The 13,925-nt window shown below is 30.0% G+C and carries 10 protein-coding genes and 1 riboswitch; of the genes, 9 read left to right on the forward strand and 1 reads right to left on the reverse strand.

Translation table 11 applies throughout. The features are described 5' to 3' along the window. Positions 1-189 precede the first annotated feature (189 nt). Positions 190-287, forward strand: a riboswitch (SAM riboswitch). 146 nt (positions 288-433) lie between these two features. The 7 genes from metK to prfB all read left to right on the forward strand — a co-directional run bounded on the left by metK (position 434) and on the right by prfB (position 11,069). Continuing rightward, positions 434-1,609: a methionine adenosyltransferase gene (gene metK / locus L3B96_RS12945; protein ID WP_011967777.1), complete on the forward strand. Its 1,176-nt coding sequence runs from the start codon at positions 434-436 to the stop codon at positions 1,607-1,609. A gap of 446 nt (positions 1,610-2,055) precedes the next feature. Beyond that, on the forward strand, positions 2,056-4,284 hold the full coding sequence (locus tag L3B96_RS12950; protein ID WP_039768516.1) for an ATP-dependent RecD-like DNA helicase: 2,229 nt from the start codon (positions 2,056-2,058) through the stop codon (positions 4,282-4,284). Positions 4,285-4,302: 18 nt separating this feature from the next. Beyond that, positions 4,303-5,319, forward strand: coding sequence for a hypothetical protein (locus L3B96_RS12955; RefSeq protein ID WP_236895689.1), 1,017 nt, complete (start codon positions 4,303-4,305; stop codon positions 5,317-5,319). Then, on the forward strand, positions 5,292-5,948 hold the full coding sequence (locus L3B96_RS12960; protein WP_011967780.1) for a ComF family protein: 657 nt from the start codon (positions 5,292-5,294) through the stop codon (positions 5,946-5,948). The genes L3B96_RS12955 and L3B96_RS12960 overlap by 28 nt, the downstream gene beginning before the upstream one ends. A gap of 415 nt (positions 5,949-6,363) precedes the next feature. After that, on the forward strand, positions 6,364-6,897 hold the full coding sequence (gene raiA, locus L3B96_RS12965; RefSeq protein ID WP_011967781.1) for a ribosome-associated translation inhibitor RaiA: 534 nt from the start codon (positions 6,364-6,366) through the stop codon (positions 6,895-6,897). 344 nt (positions 6,898-7,241) lie between these two features. Then, positions 7,242-9,800 carry a preprotein translocase subunit SecA gene (secA, locus tag L3B96_RS12970; protein WP_238861322.1) on the forward strand — a complete coding sequence of 853 codons (2,559 nt, stop codon included), beginning with the start codon at positions 7,242-7,244 and terminating at the stop codon, positions 9,798-9,800. 170 nt (positions 9,801-9,970) lie between these two features. Further along, a protein-coding gene (gene prfB, locus L3B96_RS12975) for a peptide chain release factor 2 (RefSeq protein ID WP_238861323.1) occupies positions 9,971-11,069 on the forward strand; the annotation gives its coding sequence in 2 pieces (ribosomal slippage) (positions 9,971-10,048 and positions 10,050-11,069; 1,098 coding nt in all). A gap of 134 nt (positions 11,070-11,203) precedes the next feature. Here prfB and L3B96_RS12980 read toward each other — a convergent pair. Then, the gene (locus L3B96_RS12980) at positions 11,204-11,536 is read right to left on the reverse strand and encodes a hypothetical protein (protein WP_017213034.1); all 333 of its coding nucleotides are present in this window, start codon (positions 11,534-11,536) and stop codon (positions 11,204-11,206) included. Positions 11,537-11,730: 194 nt separating this feature from the next. Here L3B96_RS12980 and L3B96_RS12985 point away from each other — a divergent pair, with 194 nt between their 5' ends. Next, complete coding sequence (locus tag L3B96_RS12985) at positions 11,731-12,426, forward strand: response regulator transcription factor (RefSeq protein WP_017213033.1); 696 nt, start codon at positions 11,731-11,733, stop codon at positions 12,424-12,426. After that, positions 12,416-13,915: a HAMP domain-containing sensor histidine kinase gene (locus L3B96_RS12990; protein WP_238861324.1), complete on the forward strand. Its 1,500-nt coding sequence runs from the start codon at positions 12,416-12,418 to the stop codon at positions 13,913-13,915. The genes L3B96_RS12985 and L3B96_RS12990 overlap by 11 nt, the downstream gene beginning before the upstream one ends. Positions 13,916-13,925 lie beyond the last annotated feature (10 nt).

The raw sequence follows: 13,925 nt of genomic DNA on the forward strand, positions 1-13,925 counted from the left end.
AGTGGCCAAAGGGGGCAGACTGTAAATCTGTTACGTTTCGTTTCGATGGTTCGAATCCATCTTCCTCCACCAAAAAGAATAAGCTTAAGTTTATTCTTTTTTATTTTTTATCTTATATTAAAATTGATTGATAATATTGACTAATTATACAGCATATGATAAAATATTTTTGAAAATTGAATTATGTTACTCTTATCAAGAGAGGTGGAGGGAAAGGGCCCTGTGAAACCCGGCAACCTGTATTATATAAGGTGCCAATTCCTGTAGAGTTTTCTACAAGATAAGAAAATGATTGCTAAATTGCGCTCTTCTTATCGAAGAGCTTTTTTATTTTTTTAAGTTTGCGCATGCTTAAATTATAAAAGAAACAATTAATAAAATAATTTTATTCGTGAAGATAATTATAATATTTAAATCTAAGGAGAGAAAAGATATGAGAAGATTATTTACTTCAGAATCAGTTACAGAAGGACATCCTGATAAAATGTGTGACCAAATTTCAGATGCTATACTAGACGCTATTCTATCTAAAGATCCAATGGCTAGAGTTGCTTGTGAAACTTGCACAACAACAGGTATGGTTATGGTAATGGGAGAGATAACAACAAATTGTTATGTTGACATTCCTAAGGTAGTTAGAGAAACAGTAAGAGAAATTGGATATGATAGAGCAAAATTTGGATTTGACTGTGATACATGTTCAGTTCTTACATCGATAGATGAACAATCTGCAGATATAGCTATGGGAGTAGATGAAGCATTTGAGTCAAAAAAAGGTGAAAAAGATGAAGTTGAAGCAGTTGGTGCTGGAGACCAAGGAATGATGTTCGGTTTTGCAACTAATGAAACTGAAGATTTTATGCCGCTTCCAGTATATATGGCTCATAAATTATCAAGAAGACTTACAGAGGTAAGAAAGAATGGTACATTAAGTTACTTAAGACCAGATGGTAAAACTCAAGTAACAGTTGAATATGAAGATAATGTGCCAAAGAGAATTGATACTATAGTTATATCAACACAACATGATGAGAAGGTTACTTTAGAGCAAATTCAGGAAGACCTTAAGAAGTTTGTTATAGAGGCTGTTGTACCAGCAGAATTATTGGACAGTGAGACAAGATATTTCATAAATCCAACTGGAAGATTCGTTGTTGGAGGACCTCAAGGTGATTCAGGATTAACAGGTAGAAAGATAATAGTTGATACTTATGGTGGATATGGCAGACATGGCGGCGGAGCTTTCTCAGGTAAAGATCCAACTAAAGTTGATAGATCAGCTGCATATGCTGCAAGATGGGTTGCTAAGAATTTAGTTGCAGCTGGTGCTGCAGATAAGCTAGAAATTCAATTAGCATATGCAATTGGTGTTGCAAAGCCAGTTTCAATTGAAGTTGAAACATTTGGGACAGGAAAAGTAGATGAAGATAAGATTGTTGAAGTAGTAGAGAAGGTATTTGATTTAAGACCAGGAGCTATAATCAGAGATCTTGACTTAAGAAGACCTATCTATAAGCAAACTGCTGCATATGGACATTTTGGAAGAAATGATCTTAACTTACCATGGGAACAACTAAATAAAGTAGATGAAATAAGAAAAAATCTATAGTATAATTCTTAAGTGAATTTTTATTATCAATATATATAATAGAAGTTTTTGTAGAATGGTAAAAAGTCGTCTTAAATCTAGACGGCTTTTTATTATGGAGAAATTTATAATTATATATTTGAATAGTATATATATAGAAATTTAATAGATTGAGTGCTCAACTAAGATTAAAATTTATAACTTTAATTGCAAAACAGATAAGCATTTAAAAGCACTTAAAATCTGAGCACTTTAGAATTTATTAAATATTTATAGTTTTATTTTGCATACTCCATTTAAAAGTTATTTTATGTAGGGAAGAATAAGAAAAGATTATAAGTGATTAGTTTTAAATTGGTATAAATATTTATGATATAATTATAAGAAAAAATCAAAGTTAAATTTGACGCTAAATTTTAATTTTAGAAAGTTTAAGGTAAATATATAAAGATTTGGAGAGATTCTATATGGAAGTTCTAAATGGATTTGTTGAGAATATTGTTTTTAAAAGTGAAGATACTGGTTATGTAGTTTGTAGAATTAGAAACGAAAAGACATTAATTAGTGCTGTAGGAACGGTTCCTTTCTTGAGAGAAGGACAAAATGTAAAGTTAACAGGATACTGGACAGTACACAAACAATTTGGTAATCAATTTAATATTCAGGATTATGAAGAACTTCTTCCAAATTCATTAGATGGCATAGAAAAATATTTAAGTGCAGGAATAATACATGGAATTGGACCAGTTACGGCTAAGAAAATAATAGAGAGATTTGGTGAAGAAACTCTAGACATAATGGAAAACCATATTGAGAGGCTTATGGAGATAGAGGGTATAGGGGAAAAGAAATTTCAAATAATATATGAATCCTATATAGAGCAACAAGGTTTAAAAGATATAATCTTATATTTTCATAAACATGGAGTCACTAATAATCAGTGTGTAAAAATATATAAGAAATTTGGTCCAAATGCGAGGCAGATAGTATCTGATAATCCATATATATTATGCGATGAAATATCAGGAATTGGGTTTAAAACAGCTGACAGAATTGCTATGAGCATTGGCATTGAAAAGAATTCAGAGTTTAGAATTCAAAGTGGCATTAAATATGTTATGAATCAATTTTGCTCTGCAGGAAACACATTTATGCCTAAAAATAATATAATAGAAGAATGCGAAAATAATTTGTTAATATCTAAGGAATTAATTGAAAAAAATATATATGACATGGCTGCGCAACAAAAAATTATTGTTGAAAACATAAACGGTACTGAAGTCGGATTTTTGCTTCAATATTATTATTGCGAGCTAGGTGTTACTAGTAAAATAATAACTTTAGGTTTGCAGCAAATTCAGACTATAAACTCGGATGTTGATTTCGAAATTAACGTTTTTGAAAAGGAACAAAATATAAAATTTGCAGAATCACAAAGAGAAGCAATTATTGGCGCATTTAATAATGGTATAGAAATAATTACCGGTGGGCCAGGAACAGGGAAGACTACAATTATAAAGGCAATAATACATATATATGAGAATAATGGAATGAAAGTAATACTTGGGGCACCAACAGGAAGAGCTGCAAAGAGGATGACTGAATCAACAGGGAGAGAAGCTAAAACAATACATAGACTATTAGAAATGGGAATTTCTGAGGATGATGAATCAGTATTTGAAAAAGGAGAATCATCGCCTCTAGATTGTGATGTAATAATAATTGATGAGGCGTCTATGATTGACATTATCTTAATGCAGAATCTACTAAAAGCAATTAATTTAGGAACTAGGTTGATAATTGTGGGAGATGTTGATCAATTACCTTCTGTTGGACCAGGAAATGTGCTAAAAGATCTTATAGAAAGCGATTATATAAAGGTGGTAAGATTAAAAGAGATATTTAGGCAAGGATCAGAAAGTTTAATTGTAGTAAATGCTCATAGAATAAATGAGGGACAGATGCCTTTGCTAAATCAAAAAGATAGAGATTTTTTCTTTATTAGCGAAGATAATCAAGAAAGAATTGCAAATACTATAATGGATCTAATAAATAGAAGACTCCCTAAGTTTAATAAGTCTTGGAATAAACTGAAGGATATGCAGGTTTTAACTCCTATGAGAAAAGGTGTGCTTGGAGTCACAAATTTAAATACGAAGCTTCAAGAAATGTTTAATGCATCATCAAAAGATAAAAAGGAAAAGACTTCTCGAGATATAATTTTCAGAGAAGGTGATAAGGTAATGCAAACAAAAAACAATTATACATTAAAGTGGATTAGGGTTAGTGGTTATGGCGAAAATGAAGGAGTGGGAGTTTTTAATGGTGATCTGGGATTCATAGAGAGCATCGATGAAGAAAGAAAAACACTCACAATCATATTTGATGAAGAAAGAAAAGTTATATATGATTTTAATTTTTTAGATGAGTTGGATTTGGCTTATGCTACTACAATACATAAAAGCCAAGGAAGTGAATTTAAGGTTGTAATAATTCCGGTATTTATGGGATCGCCATTTCTTATGAATCGTAATTTGCTTTATACAGGTATTACGAGGGCAAAACAATTAGTAGTAGTTGTTGGGTTTCAAAAAGCATTAATGTATATGATTAATAATACAAATAGTATAGAAAGATACTCATCTTTGAGATATAGAATAAGAGAGATAATAACCAAAGATGAATTCGAAGAATAAGGGAAAGGAGATAGGTGTATGAGGAATTTATGTAAAGTAACTTTAGAAGATTTAAAGTATGCATTTGATAAGATAGATTATTGGTATAAGAAAAATATCAAATTTTTAACAGTAATAACAGTTCCATTTAATACATCGTGTGTTTTTTCAAAGATAATAAGTAAAGTTTCACAAAATAATGGAAATGTCTTATATGTATGGGGAAAAGAAGGTGAAAACAAAGAATTAGTAAATATAACAAGAGAAATGTATTCTGATATAACTCATTCGTATATTGTAAAAGAAATTTCAAATGCTAAACTTACTTTTACGCACTACAATAACTTAATGAAGATTAAGCAGAACTATGATTTGGTTATTTTTGATGATATAACATACTTCTCCAATCTAAGTAATGTAAATATAAGAGAGATGTTAGAAATGTGTTCAAACATAGGAGAAAGAGTTTTGCTATATAGCATAGAAAAGACGACTTTAGTAGGCGAAAAGTTCGAACTTGCAGCATATAATTATAAAAAACCGTTTGTGGAGCCTAGGGTATTAACTACACGAATAGATTTGAATTCAGATATTCCATTTTCTCTATATGACTATCTTAAATGGTTCAGGGAAAATAGCCATAAGGTGGCTATTTATGTACCCAATAAAGAGAAGCTTGACATAGTATATGATTATTTTTGTAATAAACTAAAACTTTCAAATGTAAAAGTAATAAAAGTTTCAGGAAATGATGATATAAAAAAGAGTGAAAAAGTATCAAAATACAAGGATAAGGCAATATTTATAATAACTAATAAAATAGAGGAGTTACTTGAATATTGCTATATGGATGATGCAGTAGTACTTTTTGCTGATAATGAAAGATATACTTATAAAAAGCTTTTGTATATATGTGGCCAAATAAGAAATGTAAATCTAAAATTACCAGAGGTTCTTTTGGTATCAAACGATATATCAGAAGATATTGAGAAGGCGAAGAATATGGCGAGAGATTTCAATAAAAAGGTATGGGAAAAGCGTTTAATAGAATTATAAAAAGTATATTAGAAGGATTAATTGAAGTAATATATCCAAGAGAAAATTATTGCATTATATGTAAAGAAGATAACTGCTTTGGTATATGCGAGCATTGTATGAAAAGTATAAAAACAATAGCAGATTCGTATCAAGATGAAATAATAAGTTATGGGTATTATGGAGGAGTATTAAAAGATTTAATACTTAAATTTAAATATAAAAGCAATTTTACAGCAGGAGATATATTAGCAGAATTTTTAGAAGAATATATTATAAGAAACTTGAAATATCAGGAGTATGTAATAACCTATATACCACTATCAAAAAAATCTAAAAAGATTAGGGGATTTAATCAGTGTGAGTATATAGCAAAGAAAATAGCTAATGATTTATCAATTGAAGCTCTAGAAGTTTTGATAAAGGATAAAGAAACAAAAGAACAGAAAAAATTAAAGAAGGATGAAAGATATGAAAATATAAAAGATGCTTTCAAAATAAAAAAAGGATTAGAAATTGGAAAATATAATATTATACTGGTAGATGATGTAACAACTACAGGTGCAACTCTTAAAGAAGCTTATAAATTATTAAGAAAATATCAAGTAAAAGACATAAAACTCTTGACCTTAGCTAAAAGTCATATATAATATTAATGTAAAGCTAGGTTTGTGGTTGAAAGTCGAAGCTAGTCGCAGGCAAAACGATCCACGTAATTTAGACAAAATGTCTAAGGAGCATGGTGCGGTATAGAAGTAAGTCCTGCCAGATTGTATTCTGAGAGGGTTAGTAGTGAGGGATTAAATTCTATTAGCAAAAGCTCCAGCAGGCGAGTGTGGGGTCAAAAACCAGGTCAACTAGCTTTACCTCTATTTATTTTAAAATTATCATTAATAGGAAATGTGAGGAATCTAATCTAAAGTTTGCGATTAGATTTATTTTTTGTCTTTAGTTTTCAGAATTTACTGATAATTCTCTTGTTAAGTTAATAAAAAAGTGATAAAATATTAATAACTTAAAGATATTAAGTTTAAAAACTTTTTCATATGAGAGGGGCTGGAATTTATGAAAGTCACAGTTATAGCAAAAAATATGGAACTAACAGATGCGCTAAAAGAAATAGTGCAAAAAAAGATAAGCAAATTGGAAAAGTATTTTGAAGTGAATGTAGAAGCTAAGGCTACACTAAGTGTTCAAAAAAATAGACATAAAATAGAGGTTATGATTCCTTTTAATGGAGTAGTATTAAGAGGCGAAGAATCAACTTCCGATATGTATAAATCTCTTGACTTAGTGGAAGATAAATTAGAAAGACAAATTAGAAAACAAAAAACTAGATTATCTAGAAAACATAGTGGGTCATTGAGATTTGGAGAAATAAATAATATAGATATTAAGCCATCAGAAGAGGACGATGGTAAATTGGTTAAGGTAAAGAAATTTGGGGTAAAACCAATGAATTCTGAAGAGGCAATTCTTCAAATGGATTTATTAGGACATAATTTCTTTGTATATCAAGATGCAGATAGTAGTAAAGTAAATGTAATTTATAAGAGAAAAGATGGGGATTATGGTTTGTTAGAACCAGAATTCATATAACATATAAGAGATTTTAATAATGGCTGTCCAATGTGCTTATTTAATTTGCATCATTGGACAGTTATTTTTCATATCAAATGATTGAACAGATAATGACAATATTTTTACATAAAATTTTCAATTAATATTAATAATTTGTGATTAAAATATTAAAAAAAAGTTAAAATTGGGTGCTTTATATAGGATTTAATACAAAAATCATGAGTTTTATTGAAAATAAGATAAGTAAAATGTTATAATTATAAAATACGTGATTTATAAAATAAATTACAGATTATGAATTATGGATAGTTAAAATATATTGGAAATTAACGTGAAATATATAATTTCGAAAGGATGACATTATGGGACTATTAAATGCCGTATTTGGAACATATAGTGAAAGAGAAGTTAAAAGGCTCAAACCTACTATACAAAAAATAAATGATCTAGATGAAGAGCTGCAAAAGCTTTCTGATGAGGAGTTAAAGGCAAAAACTCCAGCATTTAAAGAAAGATTAGCAAATGGTGAAACATTAGATGATATTTTACCAGAAGCATTCGCAGTTGTAAGAGAAGCTTCAAAAAGAGTTTTAGGAATGAAGCACTATGATGAACAACTTATGGGTGGTATGATACTTCATCAAGGTAGAATATCAGAAATGAAAACAGGTGAAGGTAAAACTCTAGTTGCTACTTTACCAGCGTACTTAAATGGGTTAAGTGGAAATGGTGTTCACATAGTAACAGTTAACGACTACCTTGCAAAAAGAGATGCTGAGCAGATGGGTGAGTTATATGGTTTCTTAGGATTAACTACAGGTGTTATTGTACATGAATTAAATAATGATCAAAGAAGAGAATCATATGCGTCAGATATCACTTATGGAACTAATAATGAATTTGGATTTGACTACTTAAGAGATAACATGGTTATTTACAAAGAGGAAAGAGTTCAAAGACCATTAAATTTTGCTATAGTCGATGAAGTTGACTCAATATTAATAGATGAAGCTAGAACTCCGCTTATAATTTCAGGTCAAGGTGAAAAATCTACTGAATTTTATAAAGTTGCAGATTATTTCGCAAAGAAGTTAGTTGCAGAGAAAGATTTTACTAGAGATGAAAAAGCAAATGCAGTAATGTTAACTGATGAAGGTGTTAGAAAAGCAGAAGTAACCTTTAAAGTAGACAATTATGCAGATGCTGAAAATATTGAATTACAACACTATGTAACTCAAGCGTTAAAAGCAAACTTTGCTATGAGAAGAGACAAAGATTACATGGTTAAAGATGGCGAAGTAATAATTGTTGATGAATTTACAGGAAGACTTATGGAGGGAAGAAGGTATTCAGATGGTCTTCATCAAGCTATAGAAGCTAAAGAAGGAGTTAAAATCGCTAGAGAATCAAAAACTTTGGCTACTATAACATTCCAAAACTATTTTAGAATGTATAAAAAGTTATCAGGTATGACTGGTACTGCATTAACAGAAGAAAATGAATTTAGAGAAATTTACGGGTTAGATGTTATTGTCATACCAACACATAGACCGATAGCAAGAAAAGATAATCCAGACTTAGTATTTAGCACAGAGCTTGGAAAAATAAAGGCAGTTGCTTCAGAGGTTGAAAAAGCTTATGCTAAAGGGCAACCAGTGTTAGTTGGTACAGTAAGTATTGAAAAGTCAGAACTTGTATCAAGTATGCTTAAGAAAAAAGGAGTACCACATCAAGTATTAAATGCTAAATTCCATGAACAAGAAGCTGAAATAATAAGTCATGCTGGTGAAAAGGGCATGGTTACTATAGCTACTAATATGGCAGGTAGAGGTACTGATATCAAGCTTGGCGAAGGTGTAGTTGAACTTGGTGGTCTTAAAATAATAGGTACTGAAAGACATGAATCAAGAAGAATAGATAACCAGTTAAGAGGACGTTCAGGAAGACAAGGAGATCCAGGTGAATCAACATTCTTTATTTCCTTAGAAGATGATCTAATGAGAATATTCGGATCAGAAAAAATTCAAGGTGTTGTTGAAAAATTAGGACTTCAAGAAGAAGAAGCAATTGAAAGCAAAATGGTTTCAAAAGCTATTGAGAATGCTCAAAAGAAGGTTGAAGGTAATAACTTCGATATTAGAAAACAATTATTGGGTTATGACGATGTAATGAATATCCAAAGAGAAGTTATCTACAAACAAAGATCAGAAGTTCTTGAAGGCGAAGATGTAAAAGAAGAAATATTATCAATGACAAAGGATATTATTGCTGACGCTGTTAATACTTATGTTACAGGTGAATCAGAAGATTATAGAGAAGAATTCTTGCATCTAATGGTTGCTTTACAAGATATATGTATAGCGCCAGGTACAGTTAATTTACCTAGTCTTGAAAATCTGTCAAATGAGGAAATAATCGAAAGCTTATTTGAATCAGCACGTAAGTTCTATGAACAAAAGGAAGAAGAGTTTGGTGCAGAAAGATTAAGAGAAGTTGAAAGAGTTGTTCTTTTAAGAGCTGTTGATACTAAATGGATGAATCATATAGATAATATGGATCATTTAAAACAAGGTATAGGGCTTCAATCATTCAAACAAATTGATCCAGTTCAAGCGTACCAAATGGAAGGTAGCGAAATGTTTAATGATATGATTAAAGCAATCAAAGAAGAAACAGTTAGACTATTATTCCATGTTAGAATAGAAGTTGCACCAGAAAGAGTAAGGGTTGCTCAAGAAACAGCAGCAATTCATGAGGAATCTTCAAGTGCTGCGGCTCCAGGGCCAGGACAAAATCAACCAGGTGGACCTAGTGCAGGGCCAGTAGCTCCAGTTAGAAATCTAGATAAGCATGGAAGAAATGAATTGTGCCCTTGTGGTAGCGGTAAGAAATTTAAAAATTGTTGTGGAAGAGAAGCATAAACAAGTTTGAAACTTTGTAATAAGCTCTAAAGAGTTTGAAAAATGATAAATATGATATAATAAATTCCGTAGAGGTTTGAAGAATTGTTATTTAGAATTAAATACAGTTTTAAGAAGGCTTCTGCGGAATTCTTATTAATACTGGATTTTTTGAAAGAGGTGAATAATAGATGATAATTGAACTTGAAAAGGAATTGGTTAAACTTCCAGGTATAAAAAAATCTATAGAAGAAATGGGGGCTTCACTTTGACCGAGATAGGTTAGAAAAGGAGCTCAATGAGTTAGAATATCAAATGCAAGAATCAGGTTTCTGGGATAATATAAAAAAGGCAGAAGAAGTTACAAAAAAGAGTAAGTTGATAAAAGACAAAATTGAAAATTTCGATAAGCTGAAGTCTCAGATTGATGATATAGAAGTACTAAAAGAAATCATGGAAGATGATGATGAAGAATCTGCTAATGAAATAATACAAACTTTAAGAGATATAGAAGCACAGATTGATGACTATAATATGAAAGTACTACTATGCGGAGAATATGATAAAAACAATGCCATCTTGACGCTTCACGTTGGTGTTGGAGGTACTGATGCTAATGATTGGACAGAAATGCTTTTGAGAATGTATACAAGATGGTGTGAAAAACACGGCTATAGTATTGAAACTCTAGATTTACTTCCTGGAGATGAAGCCGGAATTAAAAGCGTTACTTTAAAAGTTGCTGGGGAATATGCATATGGTTACTTAAAAGCGGAGAAAGGTATTCACAGACTGGTTAGAATATCCCCATATAACGCCAATGGTAAAAGACAAACATCATTTGCATCTATGGAAGTTCTTCCGGAACTTACAAAGGAACAAGATATAGAGATAAGATCTGATGATTTAAAGATAGATACTTATAGATCAGGAGGAGCCGGAGGCCAGCATGTTAATAAAACGGACTCAGCAGTTAGGATAACTCATATTCCAACTGGAATAGTTGTACAGTGCCAAAATGAAAGAAGTCAATTTTCTAACAGGGATACAGCTATGGAAATGTTGAAGTCTAAACTAGTCGAGCTGAAAGAAAGAGCACACAAAGAAAAAATTGAGGATTTAACTGGAGAATTAAAAGATATGGGATGGGGAAGTCAAATAAGATCATACGTATTTCATCCATACAGCATGGTTAAAGATCATAGAACTAATGTCGAAACATCAAATGTTACATCAGTAATGGATGGTGAGATCGATATGTTTATAAATGCATATCTAAAGCAACAATAAAAGAATATATATTCTCTTAATGAAAAAGGCTTCTATCAAATGATTTTATGATAGAAGTCTTTTTGTTAAGAGAAATTCTAAAAGTAAAGCTTATATAAAATAAATAGTAAAAATAAACTGGCATATCTGTATAGCTAAGCAGCTTTATAGAATATATCGATTAAAGAATAGACGGCAATAAGAATTATGCACACATATAGGGAAATATTAAGTCCAGGTTTTAGTATAGACATGATTCCCCCAACTACCAATGCTGTCATTATTACTACACTAACAAATTTAAAAAAGCCTGATTTGTTTGTTAGAAGAGTTGTAACAGACGAAAACATAATCAAAATTAATACTAGAAAGTAAAATATATTTTTTAAGTTAACTGAGTAACTCATTATTTGAAATTCGTTTAAAGCAAGTATTGAGAGTAAAAATAATAATGAGAAAGAGCAAATTCTACTAATATTTTTAACCATAAACCCATCACCTCTGGTAATTATTTACATAATAATTATACCGTTAGATCTTTATTCAATCAATAACAAATTTATATAAAATAAGTATTCTTATATGATTAGCATATAATATCAGAATTAATAATTGAAATTAATTCCTAAAATGGTATATAAATATGATAAAATATATTCATATTAGTGGAGGAGTTGAATTTATGAATATTCTAATAGTTGAGGATGAAAGGGATATTAGAAATCTTATTTCATTGCATATGAGGAAGGAAGACTATGAAGTTTATGAAGCTTCCGATGGACGAGAAGCTTTAAATATATTTGAAAATAAAAAAATAGATTTAATTTTATTAGATATAATGATGCCAAATGTTGATGGAATTTCAGTGATACAAAAGGTACGAGCCATCTCTACTATTCCTATAATCTGTATTACAGCGATGGGGAATGATTCTGATAAAGTTTTGGCTTTAGGACTTGGAGCTGACGATTATTTAGTAAAGCCTATAAGTCCGATAGAATTATCTGCAAGAGTGGCATCTAATCTCAGAAGATGCTACAAATATGCTGAGCATAAGGACGTAATTTATTCGACAGGAGAGTTAAAGCTATTTACTGAGACTTTTGAAGTTTATAAGGGGAACAGAAAGATTGATCTAAATCCAAAGGAATTCAAGATTTTAAAGTTATTAGTTTCAAATTTAGGGAAAGTATTTACTAAGAAACAAATATATGAAGAAGTATGGGAGGAAGCTTATTTTGGAGACTCTAATAATATAATGGTTCATTTAAGTCATATTAGAGAGAAAATAGAAGATGATCCTAAGAATCCAATCTACATAAAAACCATAAGAGGGATAGGTTATAAAATTGAGAGGGTTGCAATGCATGAAAGCTAAAAGAATAAAAAGGAGTGTTACAACAGAGTTATTTTTTATATATTTTTTGGGATATATAGCTATAAACATAATACTATTAATAGCGATTATTGGCTCAATTGTTGTTTATGGAACTTTATGCGGACCTAATACATATAATTCTTATTTTGGAGGGCTACAAAATAAGCTTGTAAAAGATTATACGAGTATAACTGATGGGGATTTGTCTGATATAGATGGTTTCATGGTAAAAATAAATAATGATAATAAAGTTCTTTACATGAGGGGACATGTTATCGAGGAATTTAAAAATATAAATTTGCAAAGCTATATGTATTTATTTGGATTAACAAAGGATAATGAAGAATCACTAAATGATGATATTAGAACAATGTTTGCATTATCAGATTTCAATAATTCAATAATTGAAACAAAAGATAATGTTAAATATTCACTATATAGCAAGTATCTAAAAGAAGAAGATTCTTTAGTGGTAGTTGGATTCCCGTATTCAGAGATTACAAAGCCGAATAGAATCACCAAAGTAATTCCTCATAATCTAATAATAAAAATAATGGGTGCGTTCAATGTTCTATTAATTCTCTCAATAGTGTATATTTTAGCTAAAGCAACTTCTAGCGCATTTATAAAACCAATAAAGACATTATTGGCTGGAGTAATAGAGATATCTCATGGCAATTATAATATACGTTTAGATATAGATAAAAAGAATGAATTTCTTGAATTAGCAAATGGATTTAATATGATGGCAGGAACTATACAAAATGAAAAAAGTCAAAATGAAAAATTACAGAAGATAAAAGAGGATTTAATATTAGATATATCGCATGATTTAAAAAACCCTCTTTCATCGATTTTAGGATATAGTGAGATTTTAATTAATAATAATGATTTAGATGAAAAGGAAAAGTTAGAATACTTAAACATAATAAATAAGAATTCACAAAGAGCAAATAAATTAATAACAGACCTGTTTGAATTTTCATTATATGATAATTCTGATTATAAAATGATTACAGTAAAAGCAGATATAGCTGAATTTGTTAGGCAAATAATAGCAAACTATATTCTAGAATTTGATCATAAAAAATTCGAATATGATTTTGAAATAATTGAAGAGCCCTATTATGTAATGATAAATGAAGAAAAGTTATCTAGAGCTATAAATAATGTTTTGGACAATAAAGTTAAATACAATCCTGCAGGAAGTAGAATAGGAGTAAAGACAGAAGTGAGAGAGAATTATTTCTACATTATATTATCAGATAACGGTGAATGTATTCCTCAAAAATACAGAGAAAATATATTTAACCCATTTGTTAGAGTTGATAAATCAAGAAATTCAAAAACCGGAGGAACAGGACTTGGATTATCTATCACAAAGAAAATATTAAATAAACATAATGGTGATATTAAAATTATAGATAGTGGAATAGGGACAACTTTTGAGATCATGTTGCCACTTGTTGTGTTTAAGAATAAAATCTAAATTTAAAGCT

The organism is Clostridium sp. YIM B02569, assembly GCF_022320765.1.
GTDB classification, from domain to species: Bacteria; Bacillota; Clostridia; order Clostridiales; family Clostridiaceae; genus Clostridium; species Clostridium beijerinckii.